Source organism: Neisseria sp. HMSC078C12, assembly GCF_001838065.1.
In the GTDB taxonomy this organism is placed as follows: Bacteria; Pseudomonadota; Gammaproteobacteria; order Burkholderiales; family Neisseriaceae; genus Neisseria.
Genome location: NZ_KV835584.1, coordinates 204,121 through 226,937, shown reverse-complemented (window position 1 = coordinate 226,937; position 22,817 = coordinate 204,121). Strand labels below are relative to the sequence as shown.

Here is a 22,817-nt window from a genome sequence, read left to right as displayed (position 1 = left end):
AAAAGGCCGTCTGAAATTTTTCAGACGGCCTTGTCTTTCAAGACGGCTTAGAATTTGTGATACAGGCCCACAGAAGCAGCTTTTTGTTCAACGCCGCCTTTGTTGGCTGCAGTCAGACGGGTTTTGTTGCCGACTTTCAGATACGCCAGTTGGGCGACTACGCCGGTGCGTTTGCTGAAGGTGTATTGACCGCCGACAACGACTTGGTCGAATTTATCCACCAATTTTTCGCCACTGTTCACGCCCTTGGCAGGCCAGCCGTGCGCGTAAGTAATGCGCGGTGTAACATTGCCCAATTTGTAGCCGACAGTTACCGCTGCATCAACTACTTTTACGGCTTCCTCTTTACCTGAGTCGGCAGTAATATCACTACCCTTGTACTGATTAAAACCATCGGTGAAATAACCTAAATATTCGTTGCCTGTCTCATGGCCTTTGGCATAGTGTACGCCGCCACCGACAAAGAGATTGTCTTTATCGTAATAAGTTTCGACTTTGGCGATTTGCGCCGCTTTGACTTTGCCTGAATTGTCGGTGTACGCGCCGTTGTAGTGGCCGTAAGCCGCATTGGCGGTAAAGCCGTTTTTAGAGAAGCTCACGCCGCCGGTGTACTGGTCTTTAGCCGGTTTGGTGTGCGTGTATTTGTCTGAAGGATTACGGTTGTCGCGCGGTGCATAAGACATGTTGAATTTGAACCCGCCGAAATCCGGGCTGTCGTAGCGTACGGCGGCATTGCGGTTGCCGGTACGGGTAAAGATGCCCAAGCCTGCGGCATTGGTTTTGTACATCCATGGATCGATGGTATCCATTTCGTTCAGCATATTGCTGAGTTTACCGGCGCGAATCTTACCGAAGTTACCTTGCAGGCCGATGAAGGAATCACGAGTGGCAAAGCCTTGGGAATCGCCGGTAATGGCTGTTTTTTGTTCAACTTGCCAAATGGCTTTCAAATCGCCGCCCAAGTTTTCGCTGCCTTTGAAACCGATACGGGAGGTATTGTCATTGATGCTGGTTGCGGTAGAGCTGGTTTCAGAACCTGCATCACCTTTGATTTTGACCTGACCGACGGTCACGCTGCTTTTGATTTGACCATACAGAATCACTTCTGCAGATGCAGCCAGCGGCAAACCAGCAATAACCAAAGCGATAATCGATTTTTTCATTATTCTCTCCAAAACAAAGTTAAAATCTCGTGAAAACACGTTCAGCAATATTAATGTTTTCCAACGCTACAAACAACTACTTTGACCTTGAGAAACACTTTTATTCATTAGAGTTTAGACTTTTTACAACATTTTCAAATAAAACAGGCCGTCTGAAAGAAATTTCAGACGGCCTCTCCTATTCAAAGTCACGACAAGGACAACCAACCCTCCTATTGCAATTATTTAATCAAAAATGATTGCTTGATAAATGTTTGCCATATATCAACCCAACATTCCTAAATTGCCACTATCATTAACTTTCTTCTTATGAAGAAGTTTTTTTATATCAATAATTTATTTGGTATAAATTTTTCCTTTTACCTAATGTAAATAAATAGGAGCCCTTATGTTGAAAAAACATCTCTTTTTATCTTTGCTAATGGCTGTCTCTACTGCAGCGGTATCCGCCGAAACCCATCATGCACATTGGTCTTACACAGGTGAAAACGATGCTGCACACTGGGGCGATTTGAGCGAAGACTTTGCCGTCTGTAAAACAGGTAAACAGCAATCTCCTGTGGACTTCTCCTCTACAAAAGCAGTAAAAGGCAAACAACCGGTATACCGTTACAACGTCGCCGACTACAAAGTAGAAAATAACGGCCATACCCTTCAAGCCACGCCGCAAGGCAAGGCACAAACCATCGTGATTAACGGCAAAACCTATACCTTCAAGCAATTCCACTTCCATACGCCGAGCGAACATACTTTCAAAGGCAAACATTTCCCGATGGAAGCGCATTTCGTCCATCAAGCCGAAGACGGCACTTTGGCGGTCATCGGCTCTGTATTTAAACCGGGCAAAAACAACCCTGCCTTGTCCGCACTCACTGCCAAAAAACTGAAAGCGGGCGAATCCGTAGATTTGAAAAACTTGAATATCCAAGCCCTGCTACCTAAAGATAGCAAGTCCTTCCAACTGAAAGGCTCGCTGACAACGCCGCCTTGCAGCGAAAACGTGACTTGGGTTGTCTTAAAAACTCCGGTTCAAGCTGATGCGGCGCAGTTTAAAGCCATGCGCGACATTATCGGTGGCGAAAACAACCGTCCCGTACAACCTTTGAACGACCGCGAAGTCAATGAAGACAAATAACTTCTAAGGCCGTCTGAAAACAAAAAAGCACCCGGAAACGGGTGCTTTTTCAATCACATCAATCAGGCTTTTTTGTTACCCAACGCGGCTTTCACAAACGCGGTAAACAAAGGGTGGCCTTTGCGCGGATTGGAAGTAAATTCCGGATGGAACTGACACGCGAAGAACCAAGGATGATTCGGCAATTCGATGGTTTCAACCAAACGCTCGCGGCCTGCGGATACGCCGCCAATGACCAAACCGGCTTTTTCCAACTGAGGAACATAGTTGTTGTTGACCTCGTAACGGTGGCGATGACGTTCGCGGATATGTTCGCTGCCGTAGATTTTTGCGGCAAGGCTGCCCGGTTTGAGGTCAACTTCTTGAGCGCCCAAACGCATGGTGCCGCCCAAATCGGCAGATTCGTCACGGGTTTCTACGCTGCCGTCGGCAGTTTGCCATTCGTCAATCAGGGCAACAACCGGCGCGGCACATTTCAAGTCAAACTCGGTAGAGTTCGCACCTTTCAAACCTGCGACGTCGCGGGCATATTCGATCAGGGCGATTTGCATGCCCAGGCAGATGCCCAAGTATGGTACGTTGTTTTCACGCGCATAGCGTACGGCGGCAATTTTGCCTTCTACGCCGCGTGAACCGAAGCCGCCCGGCACCAAAATCGCATCCATGTCTTTAAGCATGGAAACGTCGCCATTGCTCTTCTCGATGCTTTCGCTGTCAACAAAGGTAATTTGTACGTCGGTTTCAGTATGAATACCGGCGTGTTTCAGGGCTTCGATCAGCGATTTGTAGGACTCGGTCAAATCAACGTATTTGCCGACCATGGCGATTTTGACGGTGTGTTTCGGATTTTGAATCGCGTGAACGATTTTCTTCCATTCGGTCAAATCAGCTTGTTTGACATTCAGTTGGAGCTGCTCGGTAATGATGTTGTCGATGCCTTGGTTGTGCAGCATTTCAGGGCATTCGTAAATGCTGTCCACATCGTAGCTGCCCACGATGGCGCGTTCTTCAACGTTACAGAACAGGGCAATCTTACGGCGCTCGTCCGCAGGCATTTCTCTGTCCATACGGCAGATCAGGATGTCCGGTTGCAAACCGATGCTCAGCATCTCTTTAACGGTATGTTGGGTCGGTTTGGTTTTGATTTCACCGGCGGCGGCAATGTAAGGAACATAGCTCAGGTGGGCAAACAATGTATTGTTGCGGCCGAGCTGGCTGCGCATTTGGCGGATGGCTTCCAAGAAAGGCAACGATTCGATATCGCCGACTGTACCGCCGATTTCGACAATCGCCACATCATAACCGGCCGCGCCTTCATGGATACGGCGTTTGATTTCATCGGTAATGTGCGGAATCACTTGTACGGTACCGCCCAAATAGTCGCCGCGGCGCTCTTTGGCAATCACGTTTTCATAGACTTGGCCGGTACTGAAGCTGTTGCGGCGGGTCATGGTGGCGTTGATGAAACGCTCGTAGTGACCGAGGTCAAGGTCGGTTTCCGCGCCGTCATCGGTCACGAATACTTCGCCGTGTTGAAAAGGGCTCATGGTACCCGGGTCAACGTTGATATACGGGTCGAGTTTAAGCATGGTCACGTTCAAACCGCGTGACTCGAGAATAGTAGCAATAGAAGCGGCGGCGATACCTTTACCCAAAGAAGATACAACGCCGCCGGTTACGAAAATAAATTTAGTCATGATGTGATACCCATGTTGGAACGTGTGATTTTAACTTGAAGCAGCATATTCTGGCAAACAGCAAAAGCTTCAGGCCGTCTGAAAACAGCGTTTTCAGACGGCCTTATCATACTGATTCTGTATATCAGCGCAGCTCGCGGCGCAGGATTTTGCCGACGTTGGATTTTGGCAACTCGTCGCGGAATTCGATGTCTTTCGGCACTTTATAAGCGGTCAATTCTTTGCGGCAGAAATCGATCAGTTCTTCCTTAGTCAAAGACGGGTCTTTGCGCACGACGAAAACTTTAATCGCTTCTCCGGTTTTTTCGCTTGCCACGCCGATACAGGCGACTTCCAAGACTTTGTCGTTGCTGGCCACCACTTCTTCGATTTCGTTCGGATATACATTGAAACCGGATACCACAATCAAATCTTTTTTGCGGTCCACCAGCTTCAGCCAGCCTTTTTCATCCATCACGGCAATATCGCCGGTCTCCAAAAAGCCGCGTGCATCGATTGCTTTGGCGGTTTCTTCCGGACGGTTCCAATAGCCTTTCATCACTTGCGGGCCGCGCACCCACAATTCGCCCGGCTGTCCGATAGGCACTTCTTTGCCGTCCGCATCGCGCAATTCGACTTCGGTCGAAGGAACCGGTAAACCGATACCGCCGCTGTAAGCCTCGATATTCAAAGGATTGCAACATACGCCCGGGCTGGCTTCGGTCAAACCGTAAGCTTCCACAATCGGCGTACCGGTAATTTTTTTCCATTTTTCCGCCACGGCTTTTTGCGTTGCCATACCGCCGCCCAAAGTCAGCTTCAAACGGGAAAAATCGACTTCGGCGAAATCCGGACGGTTGACCATCGCATTAAACAGGGTATTCACACCGATGAACACGCTGATCGGCTCTTTTTTCAATTCGCCGATAAACCCCTTCATGTCGCGCGGGTTGGTAATCAGGATGATTTTGGAACCGGTATTCGCAAAAATCATCAGGTTTACCGTCAAGGCAAAGATATGATAAAGCGGCAACGCGGCAATAACCGTTTCTTCGCCTTCGCGCAGTTGGTTTTTAATCCATTCTTTCGCCTGAAGCATATTGGCGCAGATATTGCCGTGGCTGAGGACGGCGCCTTTCGCCAAGCCGGTCGTGCCGCCAGTATATTGCAGCAAGGCTGTGTCATCGCGCGTCAATTCGACGGGCTTGAACGTATTTGCCGCACCTTGCTTCAAGGCCGTCTGAAAAGTTACGGTATTGGGAATACGGTATTCCGGCACCATTTTTTTCACTTTGCGGATGACGAAATTCATCAACGCGCCTTTAATCATGCCGAACATCTCGCCGACCGATGCGACAATCACATGTTTGATTTGCGTACGCGGCAACACCAGCTCCAGCGTATTGGCAAAGTTCTCCAACACGACAATCGTGGTCGCGCCGCTGTCTTTCAACTGATGCTCCAATTCGCGCGGCGTATAAAGCGGATTGGTATTCACTGCCACCAAACCTGCCTGCAAAATACCGAAAAGTGCAATCGGATACTGCAAAACGTTCGGCATCATAATCGCCACACGCTCACCGCGCGGTAGTTTCAATACGTTTTGCAGGTAAGACGCAAAATCCGTTGCCAACTTGCCCACTTCGGCATAAGCCAGCGTTTTGCCCATGTTTTGAAAAGCAGGTTTATCTGAGAATTTCTCAACACTTTGACGGAATACGTCGCTGATGGAGCTGTATTGCGTGATGTCGATTTCGGGGTTGACGCCTTGTTCGTAGCTTTTGAGCCAGAGTTTTTCCATATTGATTCAGTCTTTGTTTTAGTCGTTTTTAGAATGGAGGCCGTCTGAAAGGCTTGATTTAATCCGCCGCTTCGTTTTCAGACGGCCCTTGTGTTAAGCAGTAATAATGACAGGCTTGTCGGTGGACATGATGATGCCGCCGCCCAAGCACACATCGCCGTCGTACAGTACCGCAGATTGGCCGGGCGTTACCGCCCATTGCGGCTCGTCAAAGACAAGCTCAATGGTTTCATCATCCAAGTAACGCAACGTACAAGGCGCGTCAGCCATACGGTAGCGCGTTTTGCAGGTATAGCGGCCTTCTTTCGGGCATTCGGGCAATGTGAAACTCAAATCGTTCATAACCAGGCTTTGCGTATAAAGCAAAGGATGGTCATGGCCTTGGACGACAATCAGTTCGTTTTTGGTCAAATCCTTGGCCGCAACAAACCACGGCTCGCCTGCGCCGCCGATGCCCAAGCCTTTACGTTGACCCAGCGTGTAAAACATCAAGCCGACGTGTTCGCCGACTACTTTGCCTTCAGGGGTCACCATTTTGCCATTATTGGTCGGCAGATATTTTTGCAAAAACTCGCGGAACGGGCGCTCGCCGATAAAGCAGATGCCGGTACTGTCTTTTTTGGTTGCGGTCGGTAACTTGAATTCTTCGGCAAGACGGCGGACTTCAGGCTTCTCCAACTCACCCAATGGGAAAATCGCGCGCTCGAGTTGGAAAGGTTTGAGACGGTATAGGAAATAGCTTTGGTCTTTATTTTGATCCAAGCCTTTGAGCAGGTAATGTACGCCGTTGCGAACTTCTTTGCGGGCATAGTGTCCGGTGGCAATGGTATCGGCGCCCTGCTCTATGGCGTAGTCCAAAAAGCATTTGAATTTGATTTCGGCATTGCACAAGACATCCGGGTTTGGCGTGCGGCCTGCGCTGTATTCTTTGAGGAAATAGGCAAATACGTTGTCTTTGTATTGTGCAGCGAAATTGACGATGTCGATGTCGATGCCGATGATGTCGGCAACGGCAATGGCATCGAAGGAATCTTGTTTGATGCTGCAATATTCGTCATTGTCGTCATCTTCCCAGTTCTGCATGAACACGCCGCTGATTTGATGGCCTTGCTGTTTGAGCAGGGCCGCGGTAACGGAGGAATCGACGCCGCCGGAAAGGCCGACGATGATGTTTGCTGGTGTGTTGTGAGTATTCATGAGCGGAATGTGGGTTTCAAATACATTTTTTAAAGCGTGATTTTAGCACATTTTGATTTGACGACAGAAAAGGCCGTCTGCAAGCCCAATGACTTTCAGACGGCCTTTATATGCAAATTCAAGCAATTAGTGCTGATGTGCGCCACCGTGTGCGCCGTGGTCGTGCTGCATTTCGGCTTTAGGCGCGGTTTTCACTTCCAGCTCGACAGTTTGAGGTTTGGCGTTTTTGAATTTCAGGGTTACAGGCACTTTTTCGCCTTCTTTCAATTGTTGTTTCAGACCCATGAACATAACGTGGTAGCTGCCCGGTTTCAGCTCGGTTACACTTTTTGCCGCCAAAGGCACGCCGCCTTTAACTTCGCGCATACGCATAACGCCGTTGTCGTTAATATGGGTATGTACTTCAACGCGTTCTGCAACAGGGCTGCTGCCGCCTACCAAGAAGTCTTGTTTGGCTTCATCGTTTTGGATTTTCATGAATGCGCCACCCATTTTCATACCTTCGACAGTGGCACGTGCCCAACCGTCTTCAATATGGATACCGGCTGCAGATACGGAAGTTGCCAAGCCTGCCAGAATCAGGGTTGCCATTAATTTTTTCATGTTTTGCTCCTTGTGTTTGCCAAATGGCTGGGATATACAGCCCTCATCTTACAACCAAAGGCCGTCTGAAAACTTTGATATAGATTAATTAATACTATCTAATCCTAACGAATTACTATATTACCACATTTTTAAGCAGTTAATGCAATAATCCAAACAATAAACAACATGAACAAAGCCATCAATTGCGCGGCCGAGCCGGCATCTTTGGCACGCTTGGCCAGCTCGTGTTTTTCAGTAGAAGTATGGTCAACGGCTGCTTCGACGGCGGTATTAAACAATTCGGTAATCAATGAAATAAACGATGCGGCAACAAGCACCATTTTGATGGCCGGCCCGAAATCAAGGAATAAGGCCAAGACAATTAAAATCAGGTTCAACCAAAAAACTTGGCGAAATGCGCTTTCATAACGGTACGCGGCAGCCAGTCCGTCTTTGGAATAACCAAACGCATTGATGATGCGTTTGATACCGTTTTTACCTTTTTTTTCAGATGCGTAGGAAGATGGTTCCATCATATTCTCAACATAAAAAGGCCGTCTGAAAAGAAACGGTCGGGTCAATTTTCAGACGGCCTTTGGGTTTATTGTTTTGCCCAAGATGCCACGACATCTGCAAACATGGCGGCAACGTCAAAATCTTTTTGCTTCATGATTTCTTGGAAACCGGTCGGGCTGGTTACGTTGACTTCGGTCAGGTTGCTGCCGATGACATCCAAACCTGCCAGCAAGATGCCGCGGCGTTTGAGTTCGGGAGCGAGGGTTTCTGCAATTTCACGGTCGCGTTCGCTCAATTCCTGCGCCACGCCGCGGCCGCCGGCAGCTAAGTTGCCGCGCGTTTCGCCGTTTTGCGGAATACGCGCCAAAGCATACGGAACAACTCCCCCGCCGATAATCAAAATGCGTTTGTCGCCATGTACAATTTCAGGAATATAGCGTTGCGCCATGATGGTGCGTGAATCAAGCTGCATCAGGGTTTCAAGGATACTGCCGATATTGGGGTCGGATTCGGTCAGTCGAAAAATGCCCATACCGCCCATGCCGTCCAAAGGTTTGATGATGATGTCGCCGTGTTCTTTCAAAAAGGCACGGACATCGGCAGAACGTGTGGTTACCAAAGTGGGGGCGGTGAACTGGCTGAAGTTCAAAATAGCCAATTTCTCATTGAAATCGCGCATTGCCTGTCCGCTGTTAAATACTTTTGCGCCCTGCTGCTGTGCCAATGTCAAAAATTGGGTTGCGTACAAATATTGCATATCAAACGGCGGGTCAGTGCGCATAATGACCGCATCGAAATCTTTTAAGGCCGTCTGAACTTTTGCCTCTGCTTTAAACCATTCGTGATCGTCATCGTTCTTCGCACCGACAAACTCAAATGCCGCTGCCTGAGCCACCACCCAGCCTTCACGGACGGACAATTCTCCGCTCAAGGTATGAAAAAGCTGCCAACCGCGCTTTGCCATTTCACGCATCATGGCGTAAGTAGTATCTTTATAGGTTTTAAAACTTGCCATCGGATCGGCGATAAACAGGACTTTCATCAAAATTTCCTTGTAAACAGACGCTATAATCATACCTTGTATTCTGCTTGTCTGAAAGGGCGCAAAATACGGAAAAGGCCGTCTGAATTTTATTTTCAGACGGCCTTAAGGCTTTTAGGCGGCAGCCAGATGCAAGAGTTCGGCAGCATGGCTGCGTGTGGTGTCGGTAATGATTTCGCCGCCCAACATACGCGCGATTTCCTCAATGCGCTGATGATGATCCAATACGCTGATTTCGCTGACGGTTTGTTCGCCTTCGCTATGTTTACGCACTTGCCAATGGTTTTCACCGCAAGAGGCGACTTGAGGAAGATGGGTTACCGCCAGAACTTGATGTTTTTTACCCAAGGCACGCAAAGCTTTACCGACCATTTCGGCGACGCCGCCACCGATACCGGTATCCACTTCGTCAAAAATCAATGTCGGCACTTGCGTGTATTGGCTGGCAACCACTTGCAAAGCCAAGCTAATACGCGCCAATTCGCCGCCGGAAGCCACTTTGTTCAAAGGACGGGACGGATTGCCTTTATTCGCCGCCACTTGGAATTGCACCTGCTCCAAACCATGCGCGGTCGGCGAAGACGGCAACAAGACGATGTCAAAACGTGCGCCCTTCATGGCCAAATGCTGCATATGCTCGGTGGTCTCTTCGCCCAAACGGCCGGCCGCCTGATGGCGCATGGCGGAGAGAACGTGAGCGGCTTCGTGGTATTCGGCAAGATTGCGTGCAACCGTATTTTCCAAGGCTTCCAAATCAGCGGCCGCTTGAAGGTTTTGCAGGCGCTCGTCAATTTCCGCCAACTTTTGCGGCAACTCTTCCGGCTCAATGCGGTATTTGCGCGCCATGCTCATCAATTCACCCATACGGCTTTCTTGTGCGGCCAATTCATTCGGATCGATATCGCTGCGGCCGGCCACATCGCGCATATTGGCACTGATTTCTCCCAACTCGGCTTCAATACTTGCCAACATATTCAGGCTTTCGGCAAAGCGCGGTTCAATGTTTTGCAGATTGCCCAGCAGTTTTTGGCATTGGTAGATTTGACGTTGGATGCCGTTGTCGCCGTCTATGCTTTCGCCCACCTGCTCGGCGGTTTGCAGCAACTCGGCCGAATGCGCCAGGCTGTCGTGGCTTTGGCTTAAGGTTTCCCATTCGTTGGGTTTGAGCTCCAATTGGTTCAATTCATTAAACTGCCATTCCAAACGCTCGCGTTCGATAGCCATGGTTTCTGCCTGCTCTTGTGCTTCTTGCAGGGCTTTTTTCGCATTGACCCAATTTTGATAAAGCTGCTTGACTGTTTCCGCCTGCTCTTTGCTGCCGGCAAATGCGTCCAACAACTCGCGTTGCGCAGATTCTTGATTCAACGAATGATGGGCATTTTGTCCGTGAATATCGATTAACTGCTCGCCGATGGCTTTCAGTTGCGCCAATGTTGCTGCCTGATTATTGATATAACTGCGGCTTTTACCCTTGGCATCGATAATACGGCGGATGCTGAGCTCTTCGGCATCTTCTTCCAAAAGGCCTTGCTCCTGCAGCTGAGCTTTCAGTTCGGGCAAACCGCTGATGTCAAACAAAGCCGACAACTGTGCCTCTTTGGCGCCGTTGCGCACTTGGCTGTAATCAGCTTTATCGCCCAGCAACAGGCCGATTGCATCCAGGGTAATCGATTTGCCTGCGCCGGTTTCGCCCGTTAAAACGGTAAAGCCGTTTTGAAAATCAAGATTTAGGTTTTCAACAATGACAAAATCACGCAAAGAAAGTGCCAACAACATTGCAGTATTCCTTAGTAAATTACCCGCGCTTATGCGGAATAGCTTTAGATAAGCTGATTATAACTAAGATTTTTTATAGTTTAAATCAGATTTTTCTTATAATTTATCTAAGATATTTATTTTAAACAAATTATTTTTTAAGGAACTGCCCAATACACCACGCTATATTGTTACCCCGGCTGATGTATTCAATGATATAGATCGTTCATTTAATGCCATAAAACGCTAGAATAACCAACACAAAGGCCGTCTGAAACACGATTGTTTCAGACGGCCTTTACATTTAAATCAATTAATCAGCCTGCTTTCAGGCTCTACTGCTTCTTCAGCTTCCTCATCGCCTGTCGGCGGCGTTTCCATCAAATCGGGCAACACCAGCTCGCCCAATTCAGTCAGCGGCGGCAATTCTTCCAAACTTTCCAAACGCAAATCGCTTAAGAATGTTGCCGTGGTCGCCCACAATGCCGGACGGCCGACAGAATCACGGTGGCCGATGACTTCAATCCAGCCCCTATCCTGCAAGGTTTGCATCACATTTTGCGACACTGCCACGCCGCGTATGCCTTCGATATCGCCACGCGTTACCGGTTGCTGATAGGCAATAATCGCCAGCGTCTCCATCACGGCGCGGGAATAACGCGGCGCGCGCTGCTCTTGCAGGCTGCCCAGCCGTTCAAATGCGGCTTGGGCGATTTGGAAACGCCAGCCCTCATGGGTATGCACCAGTTGCAAAGCCCTGCCCTGCCAGCGGGCCTTCAGTTGCGCCAACACGTCAATCAGCTTGTCTTGCGACAACGGCGGCACGCACAATTCGCGCATGGCTTTTTCGTTTAAGGGTTCGACTTGCGTCAACAGCGCCGCTTCAATCAGCGCATCGGGAGAAAGTTTTTCAGTCATAATAAAATCAAGGTTCAGACGGCATAAACAGCCGAAGGCCGTCTGAAAGGCAATATGGTCAATGGTTTGTTACGCGCTTAAATGCGCTTTCAGTTTTTCTTCGTCCAAAAACCAATGGCAGATTTCGGTATCGCCATCCAACAAAACAGGCACCAGCTCATTGTATTTTTCTTCTAAAACCGGATCTTCATCAACATCGACAATATCCAGCCTAAATCCAAACTGCTCCTGATAAGGCTTTAATTGTTCGCGCATTTTGTGGCACAGGCTGCAATATTCCCGAAACATCAAGGTCAGTTTCATGGCGGTTACTCTCGGAGGGACAAAAGCGGCCATTGTATAGCAAAATGCCGCCAAACCATACAGGCATGACAAAGGCCGTCTGAACAGGCGTGAAACTACGCCTTCAGACGGCCTTTGTGTGTATTCTGAATTAAGACTGAACGTTAATACCGGCAGTCACGGTATTTTGGGCACTGCTTGCAGTCAAAAACGATGCAGCCAATTCGCCGCAGCAACCGCAACAAGTCGCCACGCCCAATTGAGCCTGCAAATCGCTCATGGTGGTTGCACCGGCGGCGATGGTCTCTTTGATGTCGTGGTCAGTAATGGCATTGCAGATGCAGACAAACATGATGTGCTCCAATAATTTTGTTACCCTCTGTAATTGAGAGTAGGATTTATTCTTGAACGTAAATATAAATAAAAACGGTTTGCATTGCAATATTGGTACTGTCCTTTTGTTTTGAAATTTTTCTATGTAAATTTGTATTTTGATTGTTATTTTATAAATAGTAAACTTTATAACCGTTCAGACGGCCACGATAACAAAAAGCGGCATCTTCAAAATGCCGCCTTTATTTATGAACGGGAATGGTGTTCATCAACCATGTTTTTCAAACGGATATTGGCAACATGGGTATAAATCTGCGTAGTATTGATGTCGGAATGTCCCAACATCATCTGGACCGAACGCAAATCAACACCGTGATTGACCAAATGCGTGGCAAAAGCATGGCGCAAACCGTGCGGACTGAGTGAAGCAATACCGGCTGCTTCGGCATATTCTTTGACTATCATCCATGCAAGCTGACGGCTGATGCCGCTGCGTTTCTGGCTGACAAACACTTCATCGCAGATTTTGTTTTTCAGCAACAACGGGCGCGATTCGTTGCAATAGCGTTCCACCCAATATGCCGCTTCCTGCCCCAGCGGAACCAGACGCAATTTGTCGCCCTTGCCTATGGTGCGGATACTGCCGCGATGTAAATCGATATCGCTGAGCGTCAATTTGACGGCTTCGGTCACGCGCAAACCTGTTGCATACATGACTTCAAGCAAGGCTTTGTCGCGCAGTCCGTGCGGTGTGTCCACATCCGGCGCAGCCAGCAGCGCGTCGATTTGGGCTTCGGTAATCAGCTTGGGCAATTTGCGTTCCGATTTCGGTGCTTTGAGAAAACGGGTGGGATTGTCTGCCCTTTGGCCTGTTTCTTCCAGCCAGCCGTACATGCGCTTGCAAGCCGACAATGCCCGCGCTTGGGACGTGTTTTTTTCCCCCTCCGCATACACGGCATCAGACAGGGCAAACTCATCGGCACTCAACCAATCCTGCCCGCCCTCGGCCAAACGCGCAGCGATTTTGACCAAATCACGGCGGTAACTTTGCAGCGTATTGTGGCTGAGTCGGTCTTGCAGCCAAAGGGATTCAAGCAACTTGTCTATTAAATCGTCCATATTCATCAAACTGATTGAAAGGCCGTCTGAACGGCATGACTTTACATCCGTTCAGACGGCCTTAGGTTTTCAAAGCCCTATTAAGAGGCTTGAGAGATTGTATCTAAAACTTCCTGCGCGTGTCCGGCCACTTTGACTTTGCGCCACTCATGGGCGATTTCGCCGTTTTTGTCCAGCACAAACGTGCTGCGCTCAATGCCGAGGGATTCTTTACCGTAAAGCTTTTTCAGCTTGATCACGTCAAACAGTTTGCAGACGGTTTCTTCTTCGTCGCTCAACAATTCAAACTGGAAGCCTTGTTTGGCGCAGAAATTCTGATGCGATTTGACACCGTCGCGGGAAATGCCGACAACGGTATAGCCCAATGCTTTGAATTGTTCCAATCGGGCATTGAAATCCAAGCCTTCGGTGGTACATCCGGGCGTGCTGTCTTTAGGATAAAAATAGACAACCAACGGCAAATGTTCGGCGGAGTTAAAATCGCTGCCGGAAGAAGATGGGAGTGTGAATTGATATTTTGACATATTATTCCTTTCAGACGGCCTAAACCTAGCCTGCGTTTATTTTTCGCTTAAATTCAAATAACTGCGCGTACCTTGAAAATCTTCCAATGCGCGCAGCAAAAGCTGGAAGTGGTCGTCATTGCCGGCCAAATCCAACTCATCGGCATTGACGGTCAGCAAAGGCGCGCTTTGATACAAATGGAAAAAATGGCTGTATTCGTCATGCACCCGTCCCAAATAGCCTTCGGGAAACAAGCTGATGATACCCTCTTGACGTTTTTGCAGGCGTTTGCGGTTGTTTTCGACAGCGGTTTGCAGATAAATCACCACATCGGGCTCCGCGTATTGCGGCAAAATGCGTTGCTTTATATCGGCAAAAAGCTGCCGCTCGTCATCATTCAAAACGATGGGCGTAAAAATGCGGTCTTTCTCCGGCAGAAAATCAGCCACAACCATTCCACCTTGCGCACAATGGTCTTCAATAATATTCACGCTTTCAGCGCGGCGCGTCAGGAAGAAAAGTTCGGCGGCCAAGCCATTATTGGAAACATTGCTGTAAAACTTCATGAGAAACGGATTGTGATCCGGATTCTCCGACAACAGCAACGCGCTGAAATGCTCTGCCAAGCGGCGGTTCAAAGCGGTCTTGCCGCTACCGATTGCACCTTCGACAACAATATAACGAGGATTCATAGTAACTCTTTGTAATGTGTTTCCCGACAATATTTTATAGCAAAAAAGGCGTGTCCAACACGCCCTTTCTTGTTTTAGTCCGTTTTTCAGACGGCCTTTATTCTTTCAACAGGCGAATCCCCTGCCCGCCCAAAGCCTGAGCCAAATCAGCCGCACGGCCATGCTCACCCAACTCGAAATCCGGAAGGATTTCGGCCAGCGGCAACATGACGAAACTGCGCTCATGCGCGCGCGGATGCGGCAAGGTCAGATGCGGGTCATCGCTGCGGATACCGTCAAAATCAATAATATCCAAATCCAAAGTGCGCGGCGCATTACGGAAGCTACGCTCGCGCCCAAATTCAGCCTCGATGCGGTTTAACTCTGCCAACAGCGCTACGCCGTCCAATGAAGTTTTCACGGCACACACGGCGTTCACAAAATCGGGCTGATCGTCATAGCCGACCGGCGCAGTCAGATACAGGGAAGAAGCCTTTTCAAGCCGGATATGCGGATGCGCGGCCAATTCGGCCAAAGCGGCGCGAACCTGTTCGGCAGGATTAGCAAGATTGCTGCCCAAAGCGACAACGGCAAAATGCGGATACATTTCAGACGGCCTCTTTTAAAACGGCAGTGTTTTGGTTTTGGCAAGAAAAACAATCGTGGCAACACACGACATGGCCAAAATATAGACGATATAAAATTTCGGCGAACGCGGACGCGAACGCATCATAATCATGCCCAACACAATATAAACCAGCAACAGCAGGATTTTCATGCCGAGCCACGGCGCATTAAACGGCGAAAAATGGGTAATCTTCATCAGCCACAAGCCGGTAAACAGCAACATGGTGTCGTTCAAATGCGGCATGGCTTTCCAAATGCCTGCCAACGGTTTTTCAGGATGACGCCAAAGCATGAAAAAGCGGATGTTAAACAGCAAAATGGTAATGGTTACAAAAATCTGGTGGCTGTATTTGACGAACAGGTATTGCATAACAGTTTCTTGTCGGTAGAGGGAATTAAAGCGGCTATTTTACCGCAAACATCTATTTCTGACGCAACTTTTCAACCGCCAGCAGATAAGGCGGCGCATTGCGGCGGTTGACAAAGCCATAGCGCAACACGGCAAAGGCTTCCTGTGGCAAAATTTCCGCCCATTGCACAATCGCCTCAGCTTCTATTCGGCCGGCTTCATGTCCCGGATACAATACCGCCACAGCAAGGCCGCCCTCTTTCAGCAAACCCAAAGTATCCGTCAGCGCACGGATGCTGCTTGCCGCCTCAGTCGTACAGCTTTTATCGCCGCCCGGCAACCAACCGAAATTAAATACTGCGGCATCTAAAGGCTCGTCGATATAAGATAAAACGTTTTCATGGCCGTCATGTATCAGGGCTACCCGGCCATCTACGCCGTTTTCTTTCAGACGGCCTTGAGTCTGCGCCAGTGCTTTAGATTGCACATCAAAAGCCCACACCTTACCCGTTTCGCCAACCAATTGCGCCAACAGCAAAGTATCATGCCCGTTTCCGGCCGTCGCATCCAAAGCGCGGCCGCCTGCTTTTAAGGCTTGTCGTAACAGGGAGTGGGCAAAGGGAAGAATGTTTTCAAGCAGCATGATAAAGGTCGTCTGAAAATAAAAATACCCTACCGCAAAAGCGGTAAGGTATTGAAAAACAGGAATGCGTTACATCATTTATTCGGCAGGTTGTTGCACAGTCTCAACTTGAACCGGAGCAGCTGCGGCAGCGGCTTGAGGTTGTTTGTTTTCGTGTTGCAGGCTGACTGCGCGTGCAGGAACGATTGTTGAGATAGCGTGTTTGTAAACCATTTGAGTGACGGAAGTATTACGCAGCAGAACAACGTACTGGTCAAATGATTCCACTTGGCCTTGCAGCTTGATGCCGTTTACCAAGTAGATTGAAACCGGAACGTGCTCTTTACGCAACGCATTCAAAAAAGGATCTTGTAACATTTGTCCTTTAGCTGTCATATTCTTGAGCTCCATTATTATGATTGTAAAGACGCCAAAATCGGCGTTTGATGGGATTGTAGCCCCGAATAGAATAAATTACCAACTATTTTTTTCTATCACACCGTTTAGGAATCCAGCAATAAGGGAAATTCCCGATAAACCGACTGTTTCATTTTCATCTTCACGTCCCTTCCCAATCCCGATTTTATGTATTTTGATTCCAGCAAATCCAATAGATAAATATTATGAAAAATAAATAACTTACATTCCATCATAAAAGGCCGTCTGAAATCGTTCAGACGGCCTTTATGCTTATTTGCTGAATTGTTTTTTTACGCTGACTTTGGTTTTCTTCTTGAAGCGGTTTTTCTCTTCCTTGCGGCCTTCGCGCTTCTCGATACGGTTGCTCAGGCTGACACGGCGCAGCGGTTTTTTCTTCGGTTTGTCTTCCGCATTTTCATACGGGTTTTCCGAAACATTGTATTGAATTCTGAGCGGCGTACCTTGCAGATTGAAGGCTTTGCGGAACGTTTGGGTTAGATAGCGCGTGTAGCTGTCGGAAATGGCGTGCAGCGAATTACCGTGTACCACAATCACCGGCGGATTCATGCCGCCTTGGTGGGCATAGCGCATTTTCGGACGCACCAAACCTGCGCGCGGCGGCTGTTGACGTTCAATCGCGCTTTGCAGGACACGCGTGATTTTCGGCGTCGGCATCTTAATCATTGCCGCATTGTAGGCAGCCTGAATGCTTTCAAACAAACCGTCTATACCGCGTTCTTTCAACGCAGAAATAAAGTGGAACTTAGCAAAATCAAGGAAATACAGTTTGCGGTTGATATCGCGTTTCACTTGCTCGCGGCGCTCTTCGCTGATGCCGTCCCATTTATTAACCGCCACCACCAAGGCACGGCCTGCTTCCAAAGCGAAACCTGCAATCGTCGCATCTTGGTCGGCGATATCTTGTTGCGCATCCAATACTAAGACAGCAACGTTTGCCGCTTCAACCGCCTGCATGGCTTTGATGACGGAAAACTTTTCCACCGCTTCATCCACTTTGCCGCGACGACGCACACCTGCGGTATCGATGATGGTGAACGGTTTGCCTTCACGTTCAAAATCGATATGGATACTGTCACGCGTCGTGCCTGCCATATCGAAGGCAATCACGCGTTCTTCACCGAGGATGGCGTTTACCAAGGTTGATTTACCGACATTTGGACGGCCGATTACAGCAAAAACAGGATGTTTCGCTTCTTCCTCTTCCTTTTCAGGCTCGGGGAAGGTTTCCAAAATATCTTCAATCAGATAATACACACCATCGCCGTGCGCACCTGAAATAACATAAGGGTCGCCCAGGGCAAGTTCGTAGAACTCGGCGGCAAGCACGGCCCTATTGCCACCCTCGCCTTTATTCACGGCCAAATAAACGGGACGCGGGCTTTGGCGCAAACGGTCGGCAATAATTTTGTCTTGCGGGGTCAAGCCGGTACGGCCGTCCACCAAAAACACAACCGCATCGGCTTCATCGACAGCCTGCAAGGTTTGTTTTGCCATTTCGTGCAAAATGCCGCTGTCCACAACCGGCTCAAAACCGCCGGTATCGATGACCAAATAAGGTTTGCTGCCGACTTTGCCATGACCGTAATGTCGGTCACGCGTCAGGCCGGGCAAGTCATGCACGAGCGCGTCTTTGGTGCGCGTCAAACGGTTGAATAAAGTAGATTTGCCGACATTGGGGCGGCCGACAAGCGCGATGGTTGGTTTCATGATGGAGTCTTTCTGTGTCAAGTGCCGCCTAAAATCGGGAGCGGAACACAAGCAGGTGTTTTAAAAACACGGTTGATAAGGATAAGTGTAGGCCGTCTGAAAAGTCATGGCAACTTCAGACGGCCTTGATTTCAAACAAACTTATTTCAAGCTGTCGATTTTCATTTGCAGCAATTCGCGACCTACTGCGGTTTGCGGCAATTTGCTCAAAGCAGCTTCGTAACTTTGTACGGCTTCTTTGGTTTTATTTTGGGCAACGTAAACATCACCTTTGGTTTCCAGCATCAAAGGCTCGAAGTCAGCCTCAACCTGAGTATTCAGGGCATTGATGGCAGCATCGTATTTTTTCTGCTGCAACAGGACAACGCCCAAACGCTGGGCTGCCAAAGCTTGAACCAGCGGTGCGTTTTGGTTTTTCAGCACCCAATTCAAATGACCTTCCGCCACATCATAACGGCCGGTATCAAACTCGGTCGCCGCTACCATCAACGTAGCCTGGGCTGTCGAAATGGAATCAGGATAGTTTTTTTGCAATTCGGCCAAATCGGCATTGATGGCTTTTTGGTCGGTTTTTTGCTGCGCCTTTTCCACCATTTGCGCCAATACGGCGGCGGCTTCCTGATCTTTTGAAGCTTTTTGGCCTTGGTAAATGGTGTAACCCAAATACCCCAAAGCCGCCACGATCAGCAAGGCAAAGATCCAACGGCCGGTTTTTTTCCAAAAATATTTAAAGTTGTCTAACTCTTGTTGTTCTTCCAAATGGGCTGCCATTTATGCGTTCTTCCATTGTTGTAAAGTGTCTGTCAAATCAGCGGCGGCAACGGTTTGTTGTTCGTGTTTGCCCTGCATATCTTTCAGGGTAACCGTACCGTTTGCCAGCTCATCCTGAGCCACAATCAGGGCAAAGCGTGCGCCACTGTTGTCTGCTTTTTTCATTTGCGCTTTCAAGCTTTGATAGCCGGAATGCTGCATTACATTGAAACCTTGTGCGCGTAAGGCTTGCGCGTATTTCATCACCTGCAAGTCCGCACCTTCGCCTTGGTGCATTGCATAGACATCAGGCGCAGCGTTCGCTTCCAGCGAGCCGTATTCGCTCACCAAAAGCAGCAGGCGCTCAATACCCATCGCAAAGCCGATAGACGGCGCAGGCTTGCCGCCAAGCTCTTCAATCAAACCGTCGTAACGGCCGCCGCCGCACACAGTCGCCTGCGCGCCGAGTTTGTCGGTCGTCCACTCAAAAACCGTCTGATTGTAGTAATCCAAACCGCGTACCAAGCGCGGATTTTCAACATATTGGATACCCAAACCGTCCAACATCGCCTTGAAGCGTGCATAGTGGTTTTGTGAAGCCTCGCCCAAGTAATCCACCAAACGCGGCGCCGCATTGCAGATTTCCTGCAAATCAGGGTTTTTCGTATCCAAAACGCGCAAAGGATTGGTTTTCAGACGGCGTTTACTGTCTTCATCCAGTTGCGCTTCATAGCGGGTCAAATATTCAACCAATGCCGCACGGTGTGCCGCGCGTTCCTCACGGTTGCCTAAGCTGTTGATTTCCAAAGTCAGGTATTCGCGAATACCCAATTTTTCCCACAAATCGGCAGACATCGCGATGATTTCCGCATCAATATCCGGCCCTTCAAAACCCAAAGCCTCGATACCGACCTGATGGAACTGACGATAACGGCCTTTTTGCGGACGCTCGCGGCGGAACATCGGCCCCATATACCACAGCTTTTGCGGGCTGTTGTACAGAAGGTTGTGTTCGACCACCGCACGCAGACAAGAAGCCGTACCTTCAGGACGCAGGCTCAAACTCAAAGAATCGTTTGAATCGGAGAAGGTGTACATTTCCTTGCCGACCACATCGGTTTCCTCGCCGATGGAGCGGACAAACAAACCGGTTTGCTCGACAATCGGTGTACGGATTTGCTGATAGCCGTAAGCGCGTGTCCAACGGCTAACCGTATCTTCAAACGCCTGCCAAAACGCAGCCGTCAGTTTGAAATCTTTTTGTTCGACAGGTAAAAGGTCGTTCATACCTTTTACAGATTGAATTTTTTGTGCCATTTCAATATGGGATAAGCGAAAATCAAATAGTTGGGCATTATAGCTGATTTTTAAGGGTTTGTGAGGTTGGGAACAAATCAAAAGGCCGTCTGAAAATCGGTTTTTGCATTCAGACGACCTGTAAAGCAGATTGCAGAATCATATTCAATGATTCCAATCCTTCCCCTTCTTTTCAACTTAAATTTCTTAAAAAATATATTCAATATAGATTCAATGTCGTTATACTTGGATTCTTTTCATCTCGTCCCTATGCACATCATGAAAACACTACGCTCTCTTTTTGTTATCGGCTTGTTAACCACCAGCTTATTCTCTCAAGCGATGGCTGCAAATAACGCCACAAATAATCAAGCAAAAATAGATTTAGTCAAAAAGGTTTATCTGACCAAAGTGGATTTAGGCTCTGAACACAATCGTATTACCACGCCTGAACTACAAAAAATCATCCGACAATTCAATAAATTCGACACAAATATCCGTAAGCAACCCGATATGGAGATGGGATGTGACATGCCGATACATTACTACTTGGGCTTTGGTCAGGATCATCCTGACAACTTCCATAAAACCTTGCAAGTCAAGGTCACTTCTCCCCATACCGTCCGGGCAACATTTAAACAATTTGACGGCCATAGGATCGGTGCAGATTTCATGTTGAAATGTACAGAAAACCGTTGTTTGATAGATGATTTTAAGATGATTGGCGATCAAACCAGCATAAAAACCAATTACAAACTTGTTTTGCGCAAACAAAAATGTGAGTGAGCCGACAAAACAAAAGGGCTGTCCAAACAAATGGAGCAGCCCTTTGATTTTGAAATCAAGGTCGTGAAGGATGCGGATTTAAGCGTACAGGCGGCAAATTAGGTTTTCCGTATTGGGAAACGGCTTGTCTGCCTGAAGCCGCTTTTCCTGACTGCATGACGCCGCTATCGTTGCGTATTGGATGTGCGGCATACTCGTCTTGATTTAATTGTGAAACTTCTTCATTTACTTCATGCTCTACCACAAGTTCATACTCATTATCGTATGCATTATTCTTACCAAGCAGAACTTCCCCTCCCGCCATAGCGGACACGGAAAATACGGATAACATGATGATTATGCCGATTTTTCTCTGCATAATATTCTCCTTTTCTCAAAATATTGTTTCTTTATCATTTCTTTAATTCATGCCATAAAAGCAAGTTCAAACAAAACCAGTTTCTCTGCTTGTTTGAAGAATCTATTTAAGCATAAAACCCGCATCAATACATATCTATTATTAGAAGTTTATTTTCCATAAAAACAAGGCCGTCTGAAAAAATCCTAAAAACCGAGTACAATCCGCCGCATGAAAAAACGTACCAATCCCCTCCCCCTTTTAGACGGTGTCAAACCCAGTTATTTGGTTTTACCGCATGAAAAGCAATTTTACGGCTTGCCGCTGCTGCATTTTTTATGCACTCATTTTCCCTTTGTCGGCGAAGAAACCTGGCGGCGGCGGCTGAACAGCGGTTTTGTGGTGGGTTCGGATGGCGTGCCGTTTGATGAGAATACCTTGTTCGAACCCGGCAAGACGATGTTTTATTACCGTGAAACCAGCCGTGAGAGCGAGCCGCGTATTCCGTTTGATGAAAAGATTTTGCATATTGACGAGCATTTGCTTGTGGTGAACAAACCGCATTTTCTGCCCGTCATCCCCAGTGGGCGTTTTTTGCGGGAAACGCTGCTCACGCGCCTGCGTTTGCGGCCTGAATTGCAGCATTTGAATGTTGAAGACATTACGCCGATTCATCGTTTGGACAAAGATACGGCAGGCGTTATGCTGCTTTCGCTCAATCCTGCCACGCGTCGCGATTATCAGACCATGTTCCAAGAAAAAACCGTCCGAAAAACTTATGAAGCGGTGGCGCCGACGCGGACGGATTTGGACTATCCGCTGGATATTTCGTCCCGAATGGAACGCGGCGAAAAATTCTTCCTCACGCGTGAAACGGAAGGAAAACCCAACGCCCACACGACCATCGAGCTTATCGAAAACCGCGGCGCATTCAGCCTCTACCGCCTCACGCCGCATACCGGGAAGAAACACCAGCTGCGCGTGCATATGATGAGTTTGAACATGCCGCTGATGAACGATGCGCTTTACCCTACCCCATTGGCGGCCGGCGAGGAAGACTACGACAAACCTTTAAAACTCCTGGCCAAAAGAATTGAGTTTACCGATCCTGTCAGCGGAGAAATACGCGTATTTGAAAGCGGTTTTGCGCTTTAAGTTATCCAATCCAATAAAAAAGGCCGTCTGAAAAGTTTCAGACGGCCTTT

The 22,817-nt window shown here is 48.4% G+C and carries 25 protein-coding genes; 3 read left to right on the top strand and 22 right to left on the bottom strand.

Going from position 1 to position 22,817, the window contains the following annotated elements; translation table 11 throughout:
• Positions 1-47 precede the first annotated feature (47 nt).
• Positions 48-1,163: a porin gene (locus tag HMPREF2596_RS02650; protein WP_070849471.1), complete on the bottom strand. Its 1,116-nt coding sequence runs from the start codon at positions 1,161-1,163 to the stop codon at positions 48-50.
• 388 nt (positions 1,164-1,551) lie between these two features.
• On the opposite strand from HMPREF2596_RS02650, the gene HMPREF2596_RS02645 reads away from it, so the two are divergent.
• Entirely contained in the window at positions 1,552-2,298 is a 747-nt protein-coding gene (locus HMPREF2596_RS02645) for a carbonic anhydrase (RefSeq protein ID WP_070849469.1), read from the top strand.
• Positions 2,299-2,360: 62 nt separating this feature from the next.
• Here HMPREF2596_RS02645 and HMPREF2596_RS02640 read toward each other — a convergent pair whose 3' ends face one another.
• The 20 genes from HMPREF2596_RS02640 to hisS form a co-directional block, all read right to left on the bottom strand.
• Positions 2,361-3,995 (bottom strand): CTP synthase, encoded by a 1,635-nt coding sequence (locus HMPREF2596_RS02640; protein ID WP_070849467.1) that lies wholly within the window; start codon positions 3,993-3,995, stop codon positions 2,361-2,363.
• Positions 3,996-4,119: 124 nt separating this feature from the next.
• The gene (locus HMPREF2596_RS02635) at positions 4,120-5,775 is read right to left on the bottom strand and encodes an AMP-binding protein (RefSeq protein WP_070849465.1); all 1,656 of its coding nucleotides are present in this window, start codon (positions 5,773-5,775) and stop codon (positions 4,120-4,122) included.
• A gap of 93 nt (positions 5,776-5,868) precedes the next feature.
• Positions 5,869-6,972 carry a tRNA 2-thiouridine(34) synthase MnmA gene (gene mnmA, locus HMPREF2596_RS02630; protein ID WP_070849464.1) on the bottom strand — a complete coding sequence of 368 codons (1,104 nt, stop codon included), beginning with the start codon at positions 6,970-6,972 and terminating at the stop codon, positions 5,869-5,871.
• A gap of 126 nt (positions 6,973-7,098) precedes the next feature.
• On the bottom strand, positions 7,099-7,575 hold the full coding sequence (locus HMPREF2596_RS02625) for a copper chaperone PCu(A)C (protein ID WP_070849462.1): 477 nt from the start codon (positions 7,573-7,575) through the stop codon (positions 7,099-7,101).
• A 131-nt stretch (positions 7,576-7,706) separates the two neighbouring features.
• The gene (locus HMPREF2596_RS02620; RefSeq protein WP_049322731.1) at positions 7,707-8,090 is read right to left on the bottom strand and encodes a diacylglycerol kinase; all 384 of its coding nucleotides are present in this window, start codon (positions 8,088-8,090) and stop codon (positions 7,707-7,709) included.
• 68 nt (positions 8,091-8,158) lie between these two features.
• On the bottom strand, positions 8,159-9,115 hold the full coding sequence (gene gshB, locus HMPREF2596_RS02615; protein ID WP_070849460.1) for a glutathione synthase: 957 nt from the start codon (positions 9,113-9,115) through the stop codon (positions 8,159-8,161).
• Between the two features lie 114 nt (positions 9,116-9,229).
• Positions 9,230-10,891, bottom strand: a complete 1,662-nt coding sequence (gene recN, locus HMPREF2596_RS02610; RefSeq protein WP_049344080.1) for a DNA repair protein RecN — start codon at positions 10,889-10,891, stop codon at positions 9,230-9,232.
• Positions 10,892-11,179: 288 nt separating this feature from the next.
• Positions 11,180-11,788 (bottom strand): SMC-Scp complex subunit ScpB, encoded by a 609-nt coding sequence (locus HMPREF2596_RS02605; RefSeq protein ID WP_070849457.1) that lies wholly within the window; start codon positions 11,786-11,788, stop codon positions 11,180-11,182.
• A 69-nt stretch (positions 11,789-11,857) separates the two neighbouring features.
• Positions 11,858-12,091: a glutaredoxin family protein gene (locus HMPREF2596_RS02600; RefSeq protein ID WP_070849455.1), complete on the bottom strand. Its 234-nt coding sequence runs from the start codon at positions 12,089-12,091 to the stop codon at positions 11,858-11,860.
• A gap of 130 nt (positions 12,092-12,221) precedes the next feature.
• Positions 12,222-12,422, bottom strand: a complete 201-nt coding sequence (locus HMPREF2596_RS02595) for a (2Fe-2S)-binding protein (RefSeq protein ID WP_003681978.1) — start codon at positions 12,420-12,422, stop codon at positions 12,222-12,224.
• Between the two features lie 227 nt (positions 12,423-12,649).
• Positions 12,650-13,522 carry a site-specific tyrosine recombinase XerD gene (gene xerD / locus HMPREF2596_RS02590; protein WP_210401055.1) on the bottom strand — a complete coding sequence of 291 codons (873 nt, stop codon included), beginning with the start codon at positions 13,520-13,522 and terminating at the stop codon, positions 12,650-12,652.
• A gap of 80 nt (positions 13,523-13,602) precedes the next feature.
• Positions 13,603-14,046 (bottom strand): peroxiredoxin, encoded by a 444-nt coding sequence (locus tag HMPREF2596_RS02585; protein ID WP_070849450.1) that lies wholly within the window; start codon positions 14,044-14,046, stop codon positions 13,603-13,605.
• A 36-nt stretch (positions 14,047-14,082) separates the two neighbouring features.
• Positions 14,083-14,718 carry a deoxynucleoside kinase gene (locus HMPREF2596_RS02580; RefSeq protein WP_070849448.1) on the bottom strand — a complete coding sequence of 212 codons (636 nt, stop codon included), beginning with the start codon at positions 14,716-14,718 and terminating at the stop codon, positions 14,083-14,085.
• Positions 14,719-14,815: 97 nt separating this feature from the next.
• Entirely contained in the window at positions 14,816-15,304 is a 489-nt protein-coding gene (folK, locus tag HMPREF2596_RS02575; protein ID WP_070849446.1) for a 2-amino-4-hydroxy-6-hydroxymethyldihydropteridine diphosphokinase, read from the bottom strand.
• A 15-nt stretch (positions 15,305-15,319) separates the two neighbouring features.
• Entirely contained in the window at positions 15,320-15,694 is a 375-nt protein-coding gene (locus HMPREF2596_RS02570; RefSeq protein ID WP_036491806.1) for a SirB2 family protein, read from the bottom strand.
• 52 nt (positions 15,695-15,746) lie between these two features.
• A complete protein-coding gene (locus HMPREF2596_RS02565; protein ID WP_070849444.1) occupies positions 15,747-16,316 on the bottom strand; it encodes a tRNA 5-(aminomethyl)-2-thiouridylate-methyltransferase MnmM in 570 nt (189 codons plus the stop codon).
• A 78-nt stretch (positions 16,317-16,394) separates the two neighbouring features.
• The gene (gene hfq / locus HMPREF2596_RS02560) at positions 16,395-16,691 is read right to left on the bottom strand and encodes an RNA chaperone Hfq (RefSeq protein ID WP_036493792.1); all 297 of its coding nucleotides are present in this window, start codon (positions 16,689-16,691) and stop codon (positions 16,395-16,397) included.
• Between the two features lie 294 nt (positions 16,692-16,985).
• Positions 16,986-18,443, bottom strand: coding sequence for a ribosome biogenesis GTPase Der (der, locus tag HMPREF2596_RS02555; protein ID WP_049331367.1), 1,458 nt, complete (start codon positions 18,441-18,443; stop codon positions 16,986-16,988).
• A gap of 141 nt (positions 18,444-18,584) precedes the next feature.
• Positions 18,585-19,214 (bottom strand): YfgM family protein, encoded by a 630-nt coding sequence (locus HMPREF2596_RS02550; protein WP_070849442.1) that lies wholly within the window; start codon positions 19,212-19,214, stop codon positions 18,585-18,587.
• Positions 19,215-20,510: a histidine--tRNA ligase gene (gene hisS / locus HMPREF2596_RS02545; protein ID WP_070849593.1), complete on the bottom strand. Its 1,296-nt coding sequence runs from the start codon at positions 20,508-20,510 to the stop codon at positions 19,215-19,217.
• Between the two features lie 258 nt (positions 20,511-20,768).
• On the opposite strand from hisS, the gene HMPREF2596_RS02540 reads away from it, so the two are divergent.
• Positions 20,769-21,275, top strand: coding sequence for a hypothetical protein (locus HMPREF2596_RS02540; protein WP_283140395.1), 507 nt, complete (start codon positions 20,769-20,771; stop codon positions 21,273-21,275).
• Between the two features lie 55 nt (positions 21,276-21,330).
• Here HMPREF2596_RS02540 and HMPREF2596_RS02535 read toward each other — a convergent pair whose 3' ends face one another.
• Entirely contained in the window at positions 21,331-21,633 is a 303-nt protein-coding gene (locus HMPREF2596_RS02535) for a hypothetical protein (protein ID WP_070849440.1), read from the bottom strand.
• Between the two features lie 210 nt (positions 21,634-21,843).
• On the opposite strand from HMPREF2596_RS02535, the gene HMPREF2596_RS02530 reads away from it, so the two are divergent.
• Complete coding sequence (locus tag HMPREF2596_RS02530) at positions 21,844-22,767, top strand: pseudouridine synthase (RefSeq protein WP_070849438.1); 924 nt, start codon at positions 21,844-21,846, stop codon at positions 22,765-22,767.
• Positions 22,768-22,817 lie beyond the last annotated feature (50 nt).